This is a genomic window from Citrobacter sp. 21OH12SH02A-Citro, assembly GCF_027919895.1.
In the GTDB taxonomy this organism is placed as follows: Bacteria; Pseudomonadota; Gammaproteobacteria; order Enterobacterales; family Enterobacteriaceae; genus Citrobacter; species Citrobacter braakii.
The window spans coordinates 331,404-353,934 of the sequence record NZ_CP114801.1 but is presented as its reverse complement, the minus strand read 5'-3'; the positions used below and the strand labels follow the sequence as shown (position 1 = coordinate 353,934).

Here is a 22,531-nt window from a genome sequence, read left to right as displayed (position 1 = left end):
ATCCGGCATATTTAGTCTCTTTCCCGCTTTCTACCGCCATATATTTATCACTTCATTAACAGATGAAACCTTAATTAAACATTAAGATCCTCACTAATTATTTCCGTGAATCATTCGTTCTCAACCAGAATAAATATTGAGGAATATCAAAATTGGCGCAAATTATTATCCAATTGTACATTCCGTCACATTTATTCTATTGATGATAGAAACCATTCTCATTATCATTGATCTGTTGATTATTTACTCTTTCCTTACGTTGGCTAATCATCTGGCCTCATGCCGCCTTGTCGCCCCATGAGGTAATCATCCAGTTAGCGAGATATAAGTAGGTCCCTATGCAATTCACTCCTGACAGTGCGTGGAAAATTACCGGTTTTGCCCGTGAAATCAGCCCGGCTTATCGTCAGAAACTGTTGTCACTTGGCATGCTACCCGGCTCCTCTTTCAACGTGGTACGCGTCGCCCCACTCGGCGATCCTATCCATATCGAAACGCGTCGCGTAAGTCTGGTATTGCGTAAGAAAGATCTGGCGTTATTAGAAGTGGAAGCGGTTTCCTGTTAATACAGTGAGTCTATAAAAATGAAAAAACTAACCATTGGTTTAATTGGCAATCCTAATTCCGGCAAGACAACTTTATTCAACCAGCTTACCGGCGCACGCCAGCGTGTAGGCAACTGGGCAGGCGTTACCGTTGAGCGTAAAGAAGGTCATTTCGCAACGACGGACCACCAGGTCACGCTGGTTGATTTACCCGGCACCTATTCTCTGACGACAATCTCATCCCAGACCTCTCTCGATGAGCAGATCGCCTGTCACTATATTTTAAGCGGCGACGCGGATCTGTTGATCAACGTGGTCGATGCTTCAAACCTTGAACGCAACCTCTACCTGACGTTGCAACTGCTTGAGCTGGGCATCCCCTGCATCGTCGCGTTGAATATGCTGGATATTGCCGAGAAGCAGCAAATCCGTATTGATATCGATGCCCTCTCCGCTCGCCTTGGCTGCCCGGTGGTTCCGCTGGTATCCACCCGCGCCCGCGGCATTGAAGCGCTGAAACTGGCGATCGATCGCTACAAAGAAAACGACACCGTCGAGCTGGTTCATTATGCCCAGCCGCTGCTGCAGGAAGCGGATTCCCTCGCCGATGCAATGGCCAAAGATATGCCGTTAAAACAGCGCCGCTGGCTGGGCCTGCAGATGCTGGAAGGCGATATCTACAGCCGGGCCTACGCGGGTGATGCCGCGCAAAACCTTGATGCCGCCATTGCACGTCTGAGCGAGACAATGGACGATCCGGCACTGCATATCGCCGATGCGCGCTATCAGTGCATTGCCGCTATCTGCGATACCGTCAGCAATACCCTAACGGCAGAGCCGAGCCGCTTCACCACCGCAGTAGATAAAATCGTCCTCAACCGCTTCCTCGGGCTGCCGATTTTCCTGTTCGTGATGTACCTGATGTTCCTGCTCGCCATCAACATTGGCGGCGCGCTGCAACCGTTGTTTGACGTCGGCTCCGTAGCGCTCTTTATCCATGGGATTCAATGGATTGGCTACACGCTGCACTTCCCGGACTGGCTCACTATCTTTTTGGCGCAAGGTCTTGGCGGCGGGATTAACACCGTGCTGCCACTGGTACCGCAAATCGGCATGATGTACCTGTTCCTCTCCTTCCTTGAAGACTCCGGTTACATGGCGCGCGCCGCGTTTGTAATGGACCGTCTGATGCAGGCGCTGGGACTGCCGGGCAAATCGTTTGTCCCGCTGATCGTCGGCTTTGGCTGTAACGTACCGTCAGTGATGGGCGCACGTACGCTGGACGCCCCGCGTGAACGTCTGATGACTATCATGATGGCACCGTTTATGTCCTGTGGCGCTCGCCTGGCGATTTTCGCCGTCTTTGCCGCAGCGTTCTTTGGTCAGAACGGTGCGCTGGCGGTCTTCTCACTGTACGTACTGGGTATCGTTATGGCGGTATTGACCGGTCTGATGCTCAAACACACCATCATGCGTGGCGAAGCAACGCCGTTCGTGATGGAGCTACCGGTGTACCACGTGCCGCACATTAAGAGTCTGATTATTCAGACCTGGCAACGCCTGAAAGGCTTCGTTCTGCGTGCGGGTAAAGTCATCATCATCGTCAGCATTTTCCTCAGCGCGTTTAACAGTTTCTCGCTGAGCGGAAAAATCGTCGACAACATCAACGACTCTGCTCTGGCTTCCGTCAGCCGCGTAATCACGCCGGTCTTCAAGCCGATTGGCGTTCACGAAGATAACTGGCAGGCAACCGTAGGTCTGTTCACCGGCGCGATGGCGAAAGAAGTGGTTGTCGGTACGCTGAACACGCTCTATACCGCAGAAAACATTCAGGAAGAAGAGTTCAACCCGGCAGATTTCCACCTCGGTGACGAGCTGCTCGGCGCGGTAGATGAGACCTGGCAAAGCCTGAAAGACACCTTCAGCCTGAGCGTACTGGCTAACCCTATTGAAGCCAGCAAGGGCGACGGTGAAATGGCTACGGGTGCAATGGGTGTGATGGGCGAAAAATTTGGCAGCGCTGCCGCCGCTTACAGCTACCTGATTTTCGTGCTGCTGTATGTGCCGTGTATTTCGGTAATGGGCGCTATTGCACGTGAATCCAGCCGTGGCTGGATGAGCTTCTCGATTCTGTGGGGCCTGAACATCGCCTACTCTCTGTCGACGCTGTTTTATCAGGCGGTCAGCTACAAAGAGCACCCGACCTACAGCCTGGTGTGCATTTTAGCTGTCATCCTGTTTAACATTGTGTTGCTGGGCCTGCTGCGTCGAGCTCGCAGTCGCGTGGATCTCGCACTGCTGGCGACCAACAGGACGGCAAGCTCCTGCTGTTCCAGCACCACTGGCGACTGCCACTAAGGTTATCGACAATGGCATCGCTTATTCAGGTTCGTGATTTATTGGCTTTGCGGGGACGCATGGAGGCAACTCAAATTAGCCACACGCTGCACACCCCGCAGCCCATGATTGACGCCATGCTGAATCAGTTAGAAAAGATGGGCAAAGCGGTGCGGATTCAGGAAGATGCCGACGGGTGTCTTTCCGGAAGCTGCAAGAGCTGCCCGGAAGGTAAAGCCTGCCTGCGCGAGTGGTGGGCTTTGCGCTAGTTCGATGCCGGATGGCGCTACGCTTCCGGTCTAAAAATGACTGCAAACGTCCTGGCCGGATAAAGCGTTTATGCTGATATCCGGCTTTTTGCGTAATGGATTCCACAAAGATGTCTCTGTTTCAGCAAAGCAGATCTATCCTCCAGCCTGGCGCGCATCGTTATCAACTCGTGGATGATTACTGGCGACCAGGGAAGTAGAGTCTCGTCATCTTGTTTCTCAGGTGACGGATCGCCATGAATACTGACACGACTGCTACGCCGCATGACGCGATTTTTAAAACGTTCTTAAACCACCCTGCTACCGCACGCGACTTTCTTCGGCTCCATCTTCCAGCCTCTTTGCAAAAACTGTGCGATTTGAACACGCTACAACTGGAATCGGGCAGCTTTATTGAGGACGATTTGCGCGCGTACTATTCCGATGTGCTGTGGTCATTAAAAACCCGCGAAGGCGATGGCTATATTTACACCATCATTGAGCATCAGAGCACCGCCGATACCCATATGGCATTTCGGCTGATGCGTTATGCTATTGCGGTTATGCATCGTCATTTGGCTACAGGTCACAAGAAACTCCCGCTGGTGATACCCATGCTTTTTTATCATGGCACGGCTAGTCCATACCCCTACTCACTCTGCTGGCTGGACGAATTTGACGACCCAAAGGCTGCCAGACAACTTTATACCGCAGCGTTTCCACTGATCGATATCACCGTGGTTCCCGATGACGAGATCATGCAGCATCGCCGGATGGCGCTGTTGGAACTCATCCAAAAACATATTCGTAAACGCGATTTGATGGGGCTGGTAGAAAAACTGGCCATCCTGATTATTAAAGGACACGCTAATGACAGCCAGTTGAAAGCCTTGTTTAATTATCTAATGCAGGTCGGGGACACCGCACATTTTACCGAGTTTCTTCATGAGGTCGCCGAACGTTTACCCCAACATAAGGAAAAGTTGATGACTATCGCCGAAAGATTACGACAAGAAGGGCATCTTAATGGTCTTCAGGAAGGTCATATGAAAGGGTTACAAGAGGGGTTACAAGAAGGGTTACAAACGGGCTTACAACAAGGTAAACGAGAGGAAGCTTTACGTATTGCATCAACCCTGCAGGCTGATGGTATAGACCCGCTGACCATCTTCAGAATTACCGGCCTGACCGCTGAGGATCTGGCTACGCGCAGCCATTAATCTCAAGCCCGGTAAGCGTGGCTCTACCGGGCAACACAACAGATTTATAGGCGTTTTTTTAACGCCACCAGCGCTGCGCAGAACTCTGCAGGATGCGAGATAAACGGTGCATGCGCCGCTTTAGCAAATATCAACGACTCGCTATGCGGCCACAGGGCATCGAGCATTGGGACCACTTTGCGCGGAACCAGTCCATCAAGATAGCCGTACAACCGCAGAAAAGGCATGTCCACAGCGCACAGAGGCTCACGCAGATCGACCGTTTTCAGGATCTCCAGTCCGCCATTGAGCACCTCGACCTTCGGCATGGGTAACGCCAGCACTGTTTTCTTCAGTGCTCGCGCATCCTGACGCGCGGTGTCCGTGCCCATCGTCTGCAACGCCAGAAAACGTTCCACCGTACGCTGGAAATCTTCGCTCAACTGCTGCTGGAAACCTGCCAGCACTTCTGGCTTGATACCCGGCCACTCGTCACGCGCGCTAAAGCAAGGGGAAGACGCCACGGTCACCAGCGCCTGAACACGTTCAGGATGGGTTAACGCCACCTGGCTTGCGACCAGCCCGCCCAGACTCCAGCCGAGCCAGATGGCTTTCTCCGGCGCCTGTTTTACTACCCGCTCAGCCATCTCTTCCAGCGACATTACGCCGAACCCCTGGCTGCGACCAAATCCCGGTAAGTCGACAAGATGCAGCGTGAAATGCGAACTCAGTTCCTCGCTTATGCAATGCCACACTTGCGCATTCAGTCCCCATCCGTGCAGCAGCACAAGATGGCAATTTCCCGAACCCTGGGTCTGCCACCAGATGTCATTCATCAGTTATTGTTCTCTTTTAGCCTGAAAGGATGCTTCTATGCTAACAGTACCGGGATTGTGCTGGCTATGCCGAATGCCCCTGACGTTAGGGCATTGGGGGATCTGTTCAGTCTGCACACGGGCAACGCATCAGCACGTCAGCCGGTGCCCTCAATGTGGACTCCCTGCCGCGCATACTGTCGTTCCCTGCGGGCGCTGTCTGCAAAAACCACCGCCGTGGCAGCGACTGGTTACCGTCAGCGACTATGCTCCGCCGTTGAGCGGGCTTATCCACCAGCTCAAGTTTTCCCGACGTGGCGAAATGGCCCCCGCTCTTTCACGCTTGCTGTTGCTGGAGGTATTACAGGCCCGGCGCGTCAGCGGTCTTCCTCTGCCGGACAGGCTCGTCAGCGTCCCGCTCTGGCAACGCCGGCACTGGCGCAGAGGGTTTAATCAGAGCGACTTACTGTGTCGTCCCCTGGCTCGCTGGCTAGACTGCGACTGGGACAGCCGGGCCATCACGCGGGTTCGGGCAACCGCCACACAGCACCATCTCAGCGCCCGATTACGTAAACGTAACCTGAAAAACGCCTTTCGCCTTGAATTGCCAGTGCAGGGACTCCATATGGTCATTGTGGATGATGTCGTCACTACCGGAAGTACCGTCGCGGAAATCGCGCAGCTGCTTTTACGCAACGGCGCGGCGACTGTCCAGGTATGGTGCCTGTGTCGAACCTTGTAGAGCCTCGATGATGGGCGTATTATAACCAAGTAAAATAGTCAACTATTAGGCCATTACTATGATCCATATTTCCGATGCTGCACAAGCGCACTTTGCCAAACTGCTGGCAAATCAGGAAGAAGGGACACAAATCCGCGTATTTGTGATTAATCCCGGCACGCCTAACGCTGAATGCGGCGTTTCTTATTGTCCGCCGGACGCCGTGGAAGCAACCGACACCGCCATTAAATTTGACCTGCTGACCGCATATGTTGATGAACTGAGCGCACCGTATCTGGAAGATGCAGAAATCGATTTCGTTACCGACCAGTTAGGCTCCCAGCTGACCCTGAAAGCACCAAACGCCAAAATGCGTAAAGTTGCCGATGATGCGCCGCTGATGGAACGCGTGGAGTACATGCTGCAATCGCAGATCAACCCACAGCTGGCAGGTCACGGTGGTCGCGTCTCTCTGATGGAAATCACCGATGAAGGCTACGCTATTCTGCAGTTTGGCGGCGGATGTAACGGCTGTTCAATGGTGGATGTAACGCTGAAAGAAGGTATCGAGAAGCAGCTGCTGGCTGAATTCCCTGAACTGAAAGGCGTTCGCGATTTAACCGAACACCAGCGCGGCGAGCACTCTTACTACTAACGCCTCAACCTGTAGAGTTTCCGTAGGCCCGTTAAGACGCATCCGCGCCGCCATCGGGCATTGATGCCGGATGGCAGCGTAATCGCGTTATCCGGCCTACAACCTTGCATTTCTCCGCATATTTCCTGCAACAATCCCCCTCATAATTTGACCAGCCTCTCATAATTTAAATTTTGCCTGCCCAGGTGATTTTCAAGCGCCGTATGTTACCCGTATCATTCGCATCAGCACCTAACACACACATAACAGCCAGCTAAACTGATTAGTTTTGAAGGCAACCAGCATTGGTGCTGAGAATGCTCTGTTCCCGGTCGGGACAATCGGAATTTGTCATCTAAACACTGACGTTACCCATAACAAAGTAAAGGCCAGGTAAATCATGCCATTAGTCATCGTTGCTATCGGTGTAATCTTGTTACTCCTCCTGATGATCCGTTTCAAAATGAACGGTTTCATCGCTCTCGTCCTGGTGGCGCTTGCTGTCGGATTGATGCAAGGGATGCCACTGGATAAAGTCATCGGTTCGATTAAAGCCGGCGTCGGCGGAACCCTTGGCAGCCTCGCCCTGATTATGGGTTTTGGCGCCATGCTGGGCAAAATGCTGGCGGACTGCGGCGGCGCACAGCGCATCGCAACCACCCTGATTGCTAAATTCGGCAAAAAACATATTCAGTGGGCGGTGGTATTAACCGGCTTCACCGTCGGTTTTGCCCTGTTCTACGAAGTCGGCTTCGTGCTGATGCTGCCGCTGGTGTTCACCATCGCCGCTGCTGCCAACATCCCGCTGCTGTATGTTGGCGTGCCGATGGCTGCTGCGCTGTCCGTAACTCACGGCTTCCTGCCGCCGCACCCAGGTCCGACCGCTATTGCCACCATTTTCCACGCAGATATGGGTAAAACCCTGCTGTTTGGTACGATTCTGGCAATCCCGACCGTTATTCTCGCCGGTCCGGTGTACGCTCGCTTCCTGAAAGGTATCGATAAGCCAATCCCGGAAGGTCTGTACAGCGCGAAAACGTTTACCGAAGAAGAGATGCCTGGCTTTGGCGTCAGCGTCTGGACCTCCCTGGTACCGGTTATCCTGATGGCGATGCGCGCCGTGGCGGAGATGATTCTGCCAAAAGGCCACGCTTTCCTGACGGTGGCAGAATTCCTGGGTGACCCGGTTATGGCAACGCTTATCGCGGTGCTGATTGCGATGTTCACTTTTGGTCTGAACCGTGGACGTTCGATGGATCAGATCAACGACACGCTGGTGTCCTCCATCAAAATCATCGCGATGATGCTGTTGATCATTGGTGGTGGCGGTGCCTTCAAACAGGTCCTGGTGGATAGCGGCGTGGACAAGTACATCGCGTCAATGATGCACGGTTCAAACGTTTCTCCGCTGCTGATGGCATGGTCTATCGCTGCGGTACTGCGTATCGCACTGGGCTCCGCAACCGTTGCAGCGATCACCGCTGGTGGGATTGTGGCACCGCTGATTGCAACGACCGGCGTAAGCCCTGAGCTAATGGTTATTGCGGTTGGTTCCGGTTCCGTCATTTTCTCCCACGTGAACGATCCAGGCTTCTGGTTGTTCAAGGAGTACTTCAACTTGACCATCGGTGAAACCATCAAGTCATGGTCAATGCTGGAAACCATTATCTCCGTCTGCGGTCTGGTAGGGTGTCTGCTGCTGGGTATGGTGGTCTGATAAAACTGTGCCGGGTGGCGCTTCGCTTACCCGGCCTACCTGCTATCACCCTAAAAAAGCCGGGGAAATCCCCGGCTTTTTTACTTCTTCTTCGCGGCCGCTTTTCGGCGCTTATCCAAATCCTTAATCAGCTTGTTCACACCGTCATCGGCAAACATCTGCTCCAGCGTGGCGGTGAGCTTACGCCGCCAGTTTTTGTACTGGTCGCTGGTCCCCGGAATATTGACCGGCTCAGCCATATCCAGCCAGTCTTCCGGTTGCAGGCCCAACAGCGCACTGTTGCTGTCAGCGATGTAGCGTTGCATGCCGCGATTAAGAATCGGCGTCATCGACATCAGTGACGCCTTGTGACCAGCACGTTTTGGCAGGCACCCGTATTTGTGCAGCGCGTCCAGCAGCCCCTGTTTCGCCAGTTCTCTGTCCTGATACAACCCACGCAGCACGACTTCATCCGGGTACAGACCCAGCGCCTTACCCAGCGTCAGATCGCCACTATCCCAATAACCTTTAAGCGTAGGAAGGTCATGCGTCGCCGCGACTGCCATTGATTGTTCCGGGTACGCTTTCGGCGCGCGGAAGTTTTTCTCATGGTCATTCTCAAAATAAAGCACTTTGTATGAGTACACGCCGCTGTCACGCAGCTTGCTGACGATCTCTACCGGCACAGTCCCCAGATCTTCACCAATTACCATGCAGTGATGACGTTTACTTTCCAGCGCCAGAATTGAAAGCAGATCGTCGACCGGATAATGCACGTAGGCGCCGTGATCGGCAGTTTCACCGTAAGGGATCCACCACAGACGCAGCATCGACATAACATGGTCGATACGCAACGCACCGCAGTTCTGCATATTGGCACGCAGCAGTTCGATAAACGGTTCGTAAGCGCGTGCCGTGATGATATGCGGATCCATCGGCGGCAATCCCCAGTTTTGCCCGAGCGGACCGAGAATATCCGGCGGTGCGCCAACCGAGGCTTTCAGGCAATACAACTCGCGGTCGCACCAGGTTTCCGCCCCGCCTTCGGCCACGCCGACAGCCAGATCGCGATATAATCCAATCGGCATCGCAAAGCCCTGGCTGGTTTTCCAGCAATCAGCAAACTGGGTATACGCCAGCCACTGCAACCACAGGTAGAAATCCACTTCATCACGATGCTCTTCGCAAAAGCGTTTTACCTCTGGCGAATCCACCGACTGGAAAGCTTGCGGCCACACCGGCCAGCCCCAGCGCAGTGCGTCCTCTTTCACCTGATGCGCATGCAGCGCGTCAAAGGCCGCCTGCCAGTACAGGCTATCCCCTTCCTGAGTCACAAACTGGCGAAATGCCGCCATCTGTTCATCGTCACGTGCAGAGAAGCTTTTCCACGCCATACGCAGCGCTGTCATCTTCAATGCGGTAACGGCAGAATAATCAACCCACTCGGTATCACGCGCGCGTTGCAGAGCTTGCTGAGTCGCGGGTTTCTGCCACCAGGCCTGCGCCTCTTTACTCAGGCGAAAATCGTCTACTGCGTTCACATCTATATAAATAACGTTCAGCCAGCGGCGTGACGACGGGCTGTACGGACTGGCACTCTCCGGGTTCGCCGGATACAGCGCGTGAATCGGATTCAGGCCGATAAACGCGCCGCCGCGTTGCGCCACATCCACCAGCATGGCACGGAGATCGCCAAAGTCGCCAATCCCCCAGTTTTTTTCTGAACGCAGGGTATAGAGCTGAACGCATGCGCCCCACAGCTTCTGCCCGGCTAATAGAGCCTGCGGCTCATAGCAGCGTTTCGGCGCGACGATGATGCGGCAATGGGTACGCAACTCCCCCTGGGTGAGGGTAAGCGTGTGATACCCTTCCGGCAGCTTCGCCGGAAGGTTGAACGATTTACCGCCGACGGCATGCCCTTTGTGCTGCACGCCCTCTTCGGTGGTCAGCAGCCAGGTAAACTCTCCGCGTCCCTCAACTGCCAGCGGCATTTTCTTACCAGCGGTATAAACCATGACATTCGGCACCGGGGTCACCGCCACCTGAGCGGTGGCGGTGGAGCGATGCATAGCGTCAAGCAAACGCCGCTTGGTTTCGACGCCAATAGACTGCGGTTTACCGTGGGCATTAATGTAATTGGGGCTGATCCCCGCCGCCAACGCGGCATTATCCAGACGTTTGCTTTCCATCGCGATTCCTTAACGTTTCGCCTGCCAGATACGAGTCTGATAATCGCGGATGGAGCGATCCGAACTGAACATGCCGCAACGCGCGGTATTCAGAATCGCCGCCCGGGTCCAGGCTTCCTGGTCACGATACAACACGTCAACCTGCTTCTGGGCTTCAACGTAGGCCGCGAAGTCCGCCATTACCAGATACGGGTCACCGCCCTGCTTGCCGATACTGTGCAGCATCTGGTCGAAGGCATGTTTATCGCCGTCGCTGTACTTCCCGCTTTCCAGCTCTTTCAGAACAGCATCCAGCACTTTATCTTTCTTACGCCATTTCACCGGGTCGTACCCTTTGGCCTTGAGCGCCTTCACCTCTTCCACGGTATGACCAAAGATAAAGATATTCTCGTCACCGACCTTCTCGGCGATTTCGACGTTTGCGCCATCCAGCGTACCGACGGTTAACGCACCGTTCAGCGCCAGCTTCATGTTACCGGTGCCGGAAGCCTCTTTCCCTGCGGTGGAGATTTGCTCAGAGATATCTGCGGCCGGGATCAGCATTTCCGCCGCCGAGACACAATAATCCGGCAGGAATACGACCTTCAGCTTGTCGCCCACTTGCGGGTCGTTATTGATGGTTTCTGCAACCTTGTTAATGGCGAAGATGATATTTTTCGCCAGGTAGTAACCCGGAGCGGCTTTCGCGCCAAACAGGAATACGCGCGGCACGCGATCGGCCTGCGGGTTCTCACGGATTTCTTTGTATAACGCCAGAATATGCAGCAAGTTGAGGTGCTGACGCTTGTACTCATGCAGGCGTTTAATCTGAATATCAAAGAGAGCGTTAGTCGTTATCTCAATACCGGTACGCGCTTTAATAAACTTCACCAGACGCGCTTTGTTCGCCAGCTTGATGTCACGATACTGCTGACGAAACTTCGCGTCGTCGGCGTATTTTTCCAGGTTAATCAACTGATCGAGGTCGTTGGCCCACTCTTTTTTCAGCGATTTATCCAGCAGCGCGGCAAGTGCCGGGTTGCACTGCTTAATCCAGCGACGCGGAGTAATCCCGTTAGTGACGTTATGGAATTTGTTCGGCCAGAGCTGATGATATTCCGGGAACAGATCCTTCACCACCAAATCGGAGTGCAGCGCCGCCACGCCGTTAACCGCAAAGCCGCTGACCACACACATGTTGGCCATACGCACCTGTTTGTTATGCACCACCGCCAGCTTCGCCCAAACTTCAGCGTCACCCGGCCAGGTTTTATCGACCAGCTTCTTAAAGCGGTCGTTAATCTCTTTGATGATTTGCATATGGCGCGGCAGTAGTGCTTTCACCAGCTTCTCGTCCCAGCACTCCAGCGCCTCTGGCATCAAAGTGTGGTTGGTATAAGCAAAGGTCTTGCTGGTAATAGCCCACGCATCGTCCCAGCTCATCTGGTGCTCATCAATCAGTACACGCAGTAGCTCAGGGATGGCGATGGTCGGGTGAGTATCGTTGAGCTGAATCACCTCAAAATCAGCCAGCTCATGCAGTTTACGCCCTGCCAGATGATGGCGGCGCAGAATGTCAGCTACGGAGCAAGCGCACTGGAAGTATTGCTGCATCAGGCGCAGCTTTTTACCCGCGGTGTGGTTGTCGTTCGGGTACAGCACTTTGGTGAGTTTTTCAGCGTCGATGCCCTGCTGCTCTGCGCGCAGGAAATCGCCGTCATTAAATTTGGTCAGGTTAAACGGATGCGCGTGACTGGCCTGCCACAGACGCAGCGGTTGCGCCACGCCGTTACGGTAGCCGAGAACCGGTAGATCCCAGGCCTGGCCGGTGATAACAAACCCCGGCTCCCAGTGCCCTTCTTTGGTGACCTTGCCGCCAATCCCTACTTGCACATCCAGTGCCTCGTTGTGACGGAACCACGGATAGCTGCCGCGATGCCAGTCATCCGGGGCTTCCATCTGCTGCCCATCGGCAAACGACTGACGGAACAGGCCGTACTGGTAGTTGAGACCATAGCCCGTCGCCGATTGACCGACTGTCGCCATCGAATCAAGGAAGCAGGCCGCCAGGCGCCCCAATCCACCGTTACCCAGCGCCGGGTCGATCTCTTCTTCCAGCAGGTCGGTCAGGTTAACGTCATGCGCTTTCAGCTCATCGCTCACCGCCTGATACCAGCCGAGATTGAGTAAGTTGTTGCCGGTCAGACGGCCAATCAAAAACTCCATCGAGATGTAGTTAACATGGCGCTGATTTTTTGCCGGCTTCGCCGCAGGCTGGGCGCTGAGTAACTCAGCCAACGCCCCACTCACTGCCTGCCACCACTGGCGCGACGTCATTTCTTGAGCCGACAGTAAACCGAAGCGCTGCCACTGACGCGTCAGGGCAGCCTGAAATTGATCTTTGTTGAAAGTAGGCTGTGACATAGGGGTTCCAGATCCTTAGGTAATAAAACAACGTTATCGCTAGTTTGCCAGGCTCGTTGTTGACCTTCCTCATCCTGGCACGGATTAGGCAGGGAGGAGGAGCGGGGATGAGCATAAAAGTGTGATCGCTGCCACTTAAAGAGGGTGTTATCGCCCGTAAATTCGCGTAAGTCCGGCATAACGCCCCTGTAATGCCCAACGGACGGCGCATTAATAACAAGAGATAAATCGACAATATCAAATAGAGGGGTGACGATGGGAAACAATCTGTAAACAGAGAAATAGTTTCTAACCTGAAATATCCAAGGTGGATAAGATAATTCACATAAAACTTTTAAGTCGGCCACAAAATTCGGCTCTTTACATTAAGCAACTGAGTAACCTTATAAAAAGGGAGGTATTTTTCGGCTCAGCCAAAATACCGACGGATCCAGTCGCCACGCCTGTTGTGACTCTTTAAAGCAATTAATGTAATAGATGTATAGATTTGTGACATAGTGCAAAATCAGACACACAAAAAGTCCGCTTAGCTTGCATAAAACACTAATCTGGCCGACCTTATATCTATTAATTACGAAGCGCAAAAAAAATCATTTTTCCCCATTTTCACACAGTGAAGTGACTAACTTATGTTGATTCCGTCTAAATTAAGTCGTCCGGTTCGACTCGACCATACGGTGGTTCGTGAGCGCCTGTTGGCTAAACTTTCCGGCGCGAACAATTTCAGGCTTGCCCTGATAACAAGTCCTGCTGGTTATGGAAAAACGACGTTGGTTTCACAATGGGCAGCGGGGAAGAACGAATTAGGCTGGTACTCTCTGGATGAAGGCGATAATCAGCAAGAGCGCTTTGCCAGCTATCTGATCGCCGCTATCCAGCAGGCAACCGGTGGACACTGCACCACCAGCGAAGCGATGGTGCAAAAGCGCCAATACGCTAGCCTGACGTCACTGTTTGCGCAGCTATTTATTGAACTGGCCGAGTGGCACCGCCCGCTCTACCTGGTAGTGGATGATTATCATCTCATCTCCAATCCGGCAATTCACGAAGCGATGCGTTTCTTCCTGCGTCATCAGCCTGAGAACCTCACGCTGGTCGTGCTGTCGCGCAACCTGCCGCAGTTGGGTATTGCCAACCTGCGAGTACGCGATCAGTTGCTGGAGATAGGCAGCCAACAGCTGGCGTTTAACCACCAGGAAGCCAAACAATTTTTCGATCGACGTTTGTCCTCGCCTATCGAAGCGGCAGAAAGCAGCCGGATGTGCGATGACGTTGCTGGCTGGGCCACGGCGTTACAGCTGATTGCCCTCTCCGCCCGCCAGAACAACCACTCTGCACACCAGTCCGCACGCCGCCTCGCCGGGATTAACGCCAGCCATCTGTCCGATTATCTGGTTGATGAAGTGCTGGACAGCGTCGACCTCGGCACCCGTCATTTCCTGCTGAAAAGCGCCATTCTGCGCTCAATGAACGACGCACTGATCGTCCGGGTCACCGGGGAAGAAAACGGCCAGATGCGGCTGGAGGAGATTGAGCGCCAGGGATTATTCTTGCAGCGGATGGATGACGTCGGTGAGTGGTTCAGCTACCACCCGCTGTTTGGCAGCTTTTTACGCCAGCGCTGTCAGTGGGAGCTGGCAAGCGAACTGCCCGAAATACACCGCGCCGCCGCTGAAAGCTGGATGGCGCAAGGCTTCCCCAGCGAAGCTATCCACCACGCGCTGGCGGCCGGCGACGCCCATATGCTACGCGATATCCTGCTTAACCATGCGTGGGGACTGTTTAACCACAGCGAACTGACATTACTGGAAGAGTCGCTGAAAGCCCTGCCGTGGGAAAGTCTGCTGGAAAATCCGCGTCTGGTTCTGCTGCAAGCCTGGCTGATGCAAAGCCAGCACCGCTACGGCGAGGTTAATACCCTGCTGGCGCGCGCTGAGCAGGAAATGAAAGGCGACATGGAACCGACGCTGCACGCCGAATTTAACGCCCTGCGTGCGCAGGTCGCGATTAACGACGGAAATCCTGACGAAGCCGAGCGCCTGGCAAAGCTGGCGCTGGATGAGTTACCCATCGCCTGGTTCTATAGCCGTATCGTCGCCACCTCGGTACATGGTGAAGTCCTGCACTGCAAGGGCGATCTCACGCGTTCTCTGGCGTTAATGCAGCAAACCGAGCAAATGGCGCGCCACCATGACGTCTGGCATTACGCGCTGTGGAGTTTAATCCAGCAAAGCGAAATTTTGTTTGCCCAGGGCTTTTTACAGGCCGCCTGGGAGACTCAGGAAAAAGCGTTTCAGCTGATCAAAGAGCAGCATCTGGAACAGTTGCCGATGCACGAGTTCCTGGTGCGTATTCGCGCGCAGCTGCTGTGGGCATGGGCGCGCCTGGACGAATCGGAAGCGTCTGCCCGCGCGGGTATTGAACTGCTTTCCACATTCCAGCCGCAGCAACAGCTACAGTGCCTGGCGCTGCTGATTCAATGTTCGCTGGCCCGGGGGGATCTGGATAATGCGCGTAGCCTGCTTAACCGCCTGGAAAACCTGCTGGGTAACGGTCACTATCACAGTGACTGGATCTCGAACGCCGATAAGGTACGGGTGATTTACTGGCAAATGGTGGGCGACAAAAATTCGGCCGCCAACTGGCTGCGCCACACGCCGAAACCGGAATTCGCCAATAACCACTTCCTGCAAAGCCAGTGGCGCAACATCGCCCGCGCGCAGATCCTGCTGGGCGAGTTTGAACCGGCTGAGATTGTGCTGGAAGAGTTGAATGAAAATGCGCGCAATCTGCGCCTGATGAGCGATCTGAACCGTAACCTGCTGCTGCTTAATCAGCTCTACTGGCAGGCAGGACGCAAAAATGACGCACAGCGCGTGTTACTCGACGCGCTGCAGCTGGCGAACCGCACCGGATTTATCAGTCACTTTGTCATTGAAGGTGAGGCCATGGCGCAGCAACTGCGTCAGCTGATTCAGCTCAATACCTTACCGGATCTCGATCAGCACCGCGCCCAGCGTATTTTGCGTGAGATTAACCAGCATCACCGCCATAAATTCGCCCACTTCGATGAAGGGTTCGTTGAGCGTCTGCTTACTCACCCGGAAGTACCGGAGCTTATCCGCACCAGCCCGCTGACCCAGCGCGAATGGCAGGTTCTGGGGCTGATTTATTCGGGCTACAGCAACGAGCAGATCGCCGGAGAATTGGCCGTCGCGGCAACGACCATCAAGACGCACATCCGCAATTTGTATCAAAAGCTCGGCGTCGCACACCGCCAGGATGCGGTGCAACATGCGCAAAAACTGCTGAAAATGATGGGGTATGGGGTTTAGTTAATGCCTGATACGCTACGCTTATCAGGCCTGGAATTAACTTAGCACAGCTCTAACTGAATATGATGGTCCGCAATAACCTGCATCACGCCAGCTGGCGGCAGCGTGTCGGTATACACCGCATCCACCATGCTGATACTGCCCATATTCACCATCGCGTTACGCCCAAACTTCGAGTGATCCACCACCAGCATCACATGCCGTGAATTCTCAATAATCGCGCGCTTGGTGCGAACTTCGTGATAATCAAACTCCAGCAGGGAGCCATCGCTATCGATACCACTAATCCCTAAGATGCCGAAGTCCAGGCGGAACTGAGAAATAAAGTCGAGGGTCGCTTCGCCCATAATACCGCCGTCGCGGCTACGCAGTTCGCCACCGGCGAGTATTATGCGGAAATCCTCTTTCGCCATCAGCGTATTCGCCACATTGAGGTTGTTGGTCACAATGCGTAAATTGCTGTGATTGAGCAGCGCGTGAGCCACCGCTTCCGGCGTGGTGCCGATATCAATGAACAACGTAGAACCGTTCGGGATCTGCGTGGCAACTTTGCGGGCAATGCGCTCTTTTTCCGCCGTCTGTGTCGCTTTACGGTCATGCCACGGGGTGTTGACCGAGCTGGAGGGCAGCGCCGCGCCACCGTGATGGCGCAAAATCATGTTCTGATCGGCCAGATCGTTAAGATCGCGGCGAATCGTCTGCGGACTGACGGAGAAATGCTCCACCAGCTCCTCGGTACTGACGTATCCCTGTTTCTTTACCAGCTCGATGATCGCGTCATGTCGTTGTGTTTGCTTCATTATTGTTCCCTGAAATTACGTTCGTTTTCGTACATTCATAGTATCGGCAAACGCCATTGCCAGACCCACGGCCAGCCCGGCGATATGTGCGCCGTTCGCCATCGACATGCCGAACACATCAAACCAGCCGGCAACAATCCAGATCAAAGCAAAGATAATCAAACCACGCTGCAGGAAAATACCACTTTGTGGATCGCGCTCGCCGCGCAACCACACATAACCCATCAGCGCATATACCACGCCAGACAGCCCACCAAACCACGGGCCGCTAAATTTCTGCTGAACGTAGCCGCTTAGCAGGGCGCTGATCACGGTAATTACAATCAGTTTTCCGCTGCCCAGACGCTTTTCTACCGCACCGCCGAGATACCACCACCACAGCAGGTTGAACAGAATATGCATCAGCGAGAAGTGCATAAAAGCGTGGGTGAAATAACGCCAGAATTCAAATTTCAGCGAAGGGTCAAACGGCCATGCCAGCCAGAGCATCACAGTCTGGTCGCCCAGCGTGTTCATCGCAATAAACACCAGCACACACGCGGCCATCACCACCCAGGTTACCGGGCCTGCGCGTTCGCGCAAAGTTGCCAGGAACGGATAACGCTGATAGCGCAGACCGCTGTCGGTATGACCCGACTGCCAGCTTGCCGCGAGGTAACGCGGATCGCCTGGATTCTCCAGAAATCGCGCCAGCTCAGCATGCACGCGCTCAGCCTGGGACTCATCCGCCAGCCAGACATCCGTTTGCTGATGTTGTTGAATCGTCAGGATAACGCCCTGTGTCGCCATATAATCAACAAATGCCTGCGCCACGCGGGGGTTAGCAAAAGAGGTAATCATCAACATGGTTGCTGTCGCTTATTCCACACAAAAGAGGACAGTATATATACCCTTCTTACTTCGAGCTGCATCTTTGTTGGCTTTCCTCACTCACTCCGGTCACATACTGTTCGTACGCTCCCGGAGATTTGCTGCGTCGCCGTCGCGATGCAACTCGAATTAATTTGGGTATAGTCTTACGAACCGTATGCCACTTCTGCCGGAAAATGTCGATGCCAGGCGTCGAAGCCGCCGTCAACACTGTAAACCGCGTCATAGCCCTGCTGAAGAAGATATTGCGCCGCGCCTTTACTGCTGTTGCCGTGATAACACATTACTAACACGGCGGTGTCGAAATCATGCTCGCGCATAAATGACCCCAGCGTGTCGTTCGTCAGATGAAACGCCTGCGGGGCGTGACCCATCGCATAGCTTTGCGGGTCGCGGATATCCACTAACACCGCGGTCCCCTGGTGCAGCTTCTGATGCGCTTCTTCGACATTAATACATTCAAACTGATCCATTGCTCTCTCTTCTTTATATTGCAGGTGACGCTTTTCAGACATGTTACTTCTTAGTGTACGTCCCGACGGCAGTTAAACGCCATAATGTTATATGTATCACTGTAAATTGTTTATCCGATGTTACCAATGGCGCGATTCTTTGCTATTATGCTCGATAACGAACATTAATGAGCTATAACGAAAGTGCGAGAGGCCAGCATGGAAACCAAAGATCTGATTGTGATAGGTGGAGGCATCAACGGTGCCGGTATCGCGGCAGATGCCGCTGGACGCGGTTTATCCGTGCTGATGCTGGAAGCGCAGGATTTAGCCTGCGCCACCTCTTCCGCTAGCTCCAAACTCATCCACGGTGGCCTGCGCTACCTGGAACACTACGAATTTCGCCTGGTGAGCGAAGCGCTGGCCGAACGTGAAGTGCTGTTGAAAATGGCACCGCATATCGCCTTCCCGATGCGCTTTCGTCTGCCCCATCGCCCGCACCTGCGTCCAGCGTGGATGATCCGCATTGGTCTGTTTATGTACGATCATCTGGGCAAACGCACCAGTTTGCCGAGTTCGACCGGTTTGCGTTTTGGCGCAGATTCCGTAATGAAACCTGAGATTGTGCGCGGTTTCGAATATTCCGACTGCTGGGTAGACGATGCGCGACTGGTTTTGGCAAACGCCCAAATGGTCGTACGCAAAGGCGGAGAGGTGTTAACCCGCACTCGCGCTACCTCCGCTCGCCGTGAAAACGGATTGTGGATTGTTGAAGCTGAAGATATCGATACCGGTAAAAAGCACACCTGGCAGGCGCGTGGTCTGGTCAATGCCACCGGCCCATGGGTGAAAGAGTTCTTCGACGACGGCATGCATCTGCCATCGCCGTACGGTATTCGTCTGATTAAAGGCAGCCACATCGTAGTGCCGCGCGTCCATACCCAGAAGCAAGCTTATATACTGCAAAACGAAGATAAACGTATTGTGTTTGTCATCCCATGGATGGACGAATTCTCGATCATCGGGACGACTGACGTCGAATACAAAGGCGACCCGAAAGCGGTAAAAATTGATGAGAGTGAAATCAATTACCTGCTGAAGGTCTACAACGCGCACTTTAAGAAACAGCTGGGCCGTGACGATATCGTCTGGACCTACTCGGGCGTACGTCCGCTGTGCGATGACGAGTCCGACTCGCCGCAGGCTATCACCCGTGATTACACGTTGGATATCCACGACGAAAACGGCAAAGCGCCGCTGCTGTCGGTCTTTGGCGGTAAGCTGACGACCTACCGTAAGCTGGCCGAACACGCGATGGAAAAACTGGCGTCGTACTATCAGGGAATCGGTCCGGCGTGGACAAAAGAGTGCATTCTGCCAGGCGGTGACATCGGCGGCGATCGTGAAGATTACGCGGCCAAACTGCGCCGTCGCTACCCGTTCCTGACCGAGTCGCTGGCGCGCCATTATTCGCGCACCTACGGCAGTAACACCGAATGGATTATCGGGGAAGCCACCTCGCTTGCCGAGTTAGGTGAAGACTTCGGCCATGAGTTCTATGAGGCCGAGCTGAAATATCTGGTCGATCACGAATGGGTGCGCCGTGCGGAAGATGCGCTGTGGCGTCGCACGAAAGAAGGTATGTGGCTGAACGCTGAACAGCAGTCGCGCATGACCCAGTGGCTGGCGGAGTACATTGAGAAACAGCAGCTGTCGCTGGCGTCTTAAGATACTCGATATAAAACTGTAGGCCCGGTAAGCGTCAGCGCTACCGGGCCTTTTGCCGGATGGCGGCTAACGCCTTACCCGGCCTATAGATCGTCCTGCCCTTGTTACAACCGCACCGAGTCGATATGCCAGATGTTTTCGGCGTACTCTTTGATCGTCCTGTCCGACGAGAAGTAGCCCATGTTGGCGATATTAATCATCGACTTGGTGGTCCACTCTTCCGGGTGGCGATACAGTTCGTCAACCTTATCCTGGCAATCAACGTAGCTGCGATAATCCGCCAGAACCTGATAGTGGTCGCCAAAGTTGATCAGCGAGTCAACCAGGTCACGATAGCGCCCCGGCTCCTCAGGGCTGAATACACCGCTGCCAATCTGCGTCAGCACCTGGTGCAGCTCTTCGTCTTTCTCGTAATACTCACGCGGCTTGTAGCCCTGGCTGCGTAAGGCTTCGACCTCTTCCGCCGTATTACCAAAGATAAAGATATTTTCTGCGCCCACATGCTCCAGCATCTCGACGTTGGCACCGTCCAGCGTCCCAATGGTCAGCGCGCCGTTGAGGGCAAACTTCATATTACTGGTACCAGAGGCTTCGGTCCCGGCCAGCGAAATCTGCTCAGACAGGTCGGCAGCAGGAATAATCACCTGCGCCAGGCTGACGCTGTAGTTAGGAATAAACACCACTTTCAGCTTGTCACCAATTTGCGGATCGTTGTTGATCACTTTCGCGACGTCGTTGATCAGGTGAATGATGTGCTTCGCCATATAATAGGCCGAAGCCGCTTTACCGGCGAAGATATTCACACGCGGCACCCACTCGGCGTCAGGATCGGCCTTAATGCGGTTGTAGCGGGTGATCACATGCAGCACGTTCATCAACTGGCGTTTGTATTCGTGAATACGCTTGATCTGCACATCAAACAGCGATTTCGGGTTCACCACCACGTTAAGCTGCTGGGCAATGAGCGTTGCCAGACGCTTTTTATTCTCCAGTTTCGCACGGCGCACCGCCTGATTTACCAGCGGGTAATCGCAGTGCTGTTCAAGCTCGCTTAGCTGGCTGAGATCGGTTCGCCAGGTGCGACCAATGTTCTCATCCAGTACCTCAGAGAGCGATGGGTTAGCCAGCGCCAGCCAGCGGCGCGGCGTCACGCCGTTGGTGACGTTACAGAAACGAGTCGGGAAAATCTTCGCAAAGTCAGCAAACAGCGACTGCACCATCAGGTTGGAGTGCAGCTCAGAAACGCCGTTAACCTTGTGGCTCACCACCACTGCGAGCCATGCCATTCGCACCCGGCGGCCATTGGATTCATCGATAATCGACGTCCGTCCCAGCAGACTGGTATCGTTCGGATACTGTTCCTGCAACGTCTTCAGGAAGTAGTCGTTAATCTCAAAGATGATTTGCAGATGGCGCGGCAGAATTTTGCCCAGCATATCGACAGGCCAGGTCTCCAGCGCTTCGCTCATCAAGGTGTGGTTGGTATACGAGAAGACCTGGCAGCAGACCTCAAACGCATTATCCCAACTGAATTTATGCTCATCGATCAGCAGACGCATCAGCTCAGGAATCGACAGTACCGGATGGGTGTCGTTGAGGTGAATGGCGATCTTATCTGCCAGGTTGTCGTAGGTTTTGTGCAGTTGATAATGACGGTTCAGGATGTCCTGCACCGTGGAGGAGACCAGAAAATACTCCTGGCGCAAACGCAGCTCGCGTCCTGAATAGGTGGAGTCATCCGGATACAGCACACGGGAGACGTTCTCGGAGTGGTTTTTATCTTCCACCGCCGCAAAGTAGTCGCCCTGGTTAAATTTACCGAGGTTGATTTCGCTACTGGCCTGGGCATTCCACAAGCGCAGCGTATTGGTGGCGTCTGTGTCATAACCGGGAATAATTTGGTCGTAGGCTACCGCGAGGATCTCTTCAGTTTCTATCCAGCGCGTTTTCTTGCCTTCCTGCTGAATACGCCCGCCAAAGCGCACTTTGTAACGCGTATTGTGGCGTTTGAATTCCCACGGGTTACCGTATTCCAGCCAGTAGTCCGGAGACTCTTTCTGTCGGCCATCAACAATGTTCTGTTTGAACATGCCGTAGTCATAACGAATACCGTAGCCGCGTCCCGGCAGACCCAACGTAGCCAGTGAGTCCAGGAAGCAGGCCGCCAGGCGCCCGAGGCCACCGTTGCCAAGACCAGGGTCGTTTTCTTCATCGATCAGATCTTCAAGATCCAACCCCATACCTTCCAGCGCATTTTTGACATCGTCATAAATACCCAACGATAACAGTGCATTGGAAAGTGTGCGGCCAATCAGAAACTCCATTGACAGATAATAAACCTGTCGAGTTTCCTGGGATAATTGCGCACGGTTAGAACGCAGCCAGCGCTCCACGAGACGATCGCGCACCGCGAACAACGTGGCGTTCAGCCACTCATGTTTATTGGCAATGACCGGGTCTTTACCAATCGTGAACATCAGCTTGTAGGCGATAGAATGCTTAAGTGCCTCTACGCTGAGTGTGGGCGATGCATAAGTAAATGGAGCATTCATATAGGTG

Annotated in this window: 16 protein-coding genes; 9 read left to right on the top strand and 7 right to left on the bottom strand. The window is 53.9% G+C overall.

The features are described 5' to 3' along the window. Positions 1-338: 338 nt before the first annotated feature. The 4 genes from feoA to O6D90_RS01645 all read left to right on the top strand — a co-directional run bounded on the left by feoA (position 339) and on the right by O6D90_RS01645 (position 4,350). On the top strand, positions 339-566 hold the full coding sequence (gene feoA, locus O6D90_RS01660; protein WP_003023519.1) for a ferrous iron transporter A: 228 nt from the start codon (positions 339-341) through the stop codon (positions 564-566). Between the two features lie 18 nt (positions 567-584). Continuing rightward, positions 585-2,903, top strand: coding sequence for a Fe(2+) transporter permease subunit FeoB (gene feoB, locus O6D90_RS01655; protein ID WP_016157644.1), 2,319 nt, complete (start codon positions 585-587; stop codon positions 2,901-2,903). A gap of 11 nt (positions 2,904-2,914) precedes the next feature. Next, on the top strand, positions 2,915-3,151 hold the full coding sequence (gene feoC, locus O6D90_RS01650; protein ID WP_003023516.1) for a [Fe-S]-dependent transcriptional repressor FeoC: 237 nt from the start codon (positions 2,915-2,917) through the stop codon (positions 3,149-3,151). 236 nt (positions 3,152-3,387) lie between these two features. Then, positions 3,388-4,350, top strand: a complete 963-nt coding sequence (locus O6D90_RS01645; RefSeq protein WP_016157645.1) for an Rpn family recombination-promoting nuclease/putative transposase — start codon at positions 3,388-3,390, stop codon at positions 4,348-4,350. Positions 4,351-4,394: 44 nt separating this feature from the next. Here O6D90_RS01645 and bioH read toward each other — a convergent pair whose 3' ends face one another. Further along, positions 4,395-5,165, bottom strand: coding sequence for a pimeloyl-ACP methyl ester esterase BioH (gene bioH, locus O6D90_RS01640; RefSeq protein ID WP_271143242.1), 771 nt, complete (start codon positions 5,163-5,165; stop codon positions 4,395-4,397). A 37-nt stretch (positions 5,166-5,202) separates the two neighbouring features. On the opposite strand from bioH, the gene gntX reads away from it, so the two are divergent. From gntX to gntT, 3 genes are all read left to right on the top strand, one after another. Continuing rightward, positions 5,203-5,886 carry a DNA utilization protein GntX gene (gntX, locus tag O6D90_RS01635; protein WP_016157647.1) on the top strand — a complete coding sequence of 228 codons (684 nt, stop codon included), beginning with the start codon at positions 5,203-5,205 and terminating at the stop codon, positions 5,884-5,886. A 58-nt stretch (positions 5,887-5,944) separates the two neighbouring features. Continuing rightward, positions 5,945-6,520, top strand: coding sequence for a Fe-S biogenesis protein NfuA (gene nfuA / locus O6D90_RS01630; RefSeq protein WP_003023509.1), 576 nt, complete (start codon positions 5,945-5,947; stop codon positions 6,518-6,520). Positions 6,521-6,899: 379 nt separating this feature from the next. Then, positions 6,900-8,216, top strand: a complete 1,317-nt coding sequence (gene gntT, locus O6D90_RS01625) for a gluconate transporter (protein ID WP_003023507.1) — start codon at positions 6,900-6,902, stop codon at positions 8,214-8,216. A gap of 80 nt (positions 8,217-8,296) precedes the next feature. Here gntT and malQ read toward each other — a convergent pair whose 3' ends face one another. Together malQ and malP are read right to left on the bottom strand one after the other, a co-directional pair. Beyond that, on the bottom strand, positions 8,297-10,384 hold the full coding sequence (gene malQ / locus O6D90_RS01620; protein ID WP_016157648.1) for a 4-alpha-glucanotransferase: 2,088 nt from the start codon (positions 10,382-10,384) through the stop codon (positions 8,297-8,299). A gap of 9 nt (positions 10,385-10,393) precedes the next feature. Next, positions 10,394-12,787 carry a maltodextrin phosphorylase gene (gene malP, locus O6D90_RS01615; RefSeq protein WP_016157649.1) on the bottom strand — a complete coding sequence of 798 codons (2,394 nt, stop codon included), beginning with the start codon at positions 12,785-12,787 and terminating at the stop codon, positions 10,394-10,396. A 629-nt stretch (positions 12,788-13,416) separates the two neighbouring features. Between malP and malT the strand changes: the two genes are divergently transcribed. After that, a complete protein-coding gene (gene malT / locus O6D90_RS01610) occupies positions 13,417-16,122 on the top strand; it encodes an HTH-type transcriptional regulator MalT (protein WP_016157650.1) in 2,706 nt (901 codons plus the stop codon). 41 nt (positions 16,123-16,163) lie between these two features. Here the strand turns inward: malT and O6D90_RS01605 are convergent, their stop codons facing one another. The 3 genes from O6D90_RS01605 to glpE form a co-directional block, all read right to left on the bottom strand. Beyond that, positions 16,164-16,922 carry a DeoR/GlpR family transcriptional regulator gene (locus tag O6D90_RS01605; protein WP_003023499.1) on the bottom strand — a complete coding sequence of 253 codons (759 nt, stop codon included), beginning with the start codon at positions 16,920-16,922 and terminating at the stop codon, positions 16,164-16,166. 15 nt (positions 16,923-16,937) lie between these two features. Beyond that, the gene (gene glpG / locus O6D90_RS01600) at positions 16,938-17,768 is read right to left on the bottom strand and encodes a rhomboid family intramembrane serine protease GlpG (protein ID WP_016154811.1); all 831 of its coding nucleotides are present in this window, start codon (positions 17,766-17,768) and stop codon (positions 16,938-16,940) included. Positions 17,769-17,938: 170 nt separating this feature from the next. Next, on the bottom strand, positions 17,939-18,265 hold the full coding sequence (gene glpE / locus O6D90_RS01595) for a thiosulfate sulfurtransferase GlpE (protein ID WP_016157651.1): 327 nt from the start codon (positions 18,263-18,265) through the stop codon (positions 17,939-17,941). Between the two features lie 198 nt (positions 18,266-18,463). On the opposite strand from glpE, the gene glpD reads away from it, so the two are divergent. Next, on the top strand, positions 18,464-19,972 hold the full coding sequence (glpD, locus tag O6D90_RS01590; RefSeq protein ID WP_016154812.1) for a glycerol-3-phosphate dehydrogenase: 1,509 nt from the start codon (positions 18,464-18,466) through the stop codon (positions 19,970-19,972). Positions 19,973-20,076: 104 nt separating this feature from the next. Here the strand turns inward: glpD and glgP are convergent, their stop codons facing one another. After that, positions 20,077-22,524: a glycogen phosphorylase gene (gene glgP / locus O6D90_RS01585; protein WP_016154813.1), complete on the bottom strand. Its 2,448-nt coding sequence runs from the start codon at positions 22,522-22,524 to the stop codon at positions 20,077-20,079. Positions 22,525-22,531 lie beyond the last annotated feature (7 nt).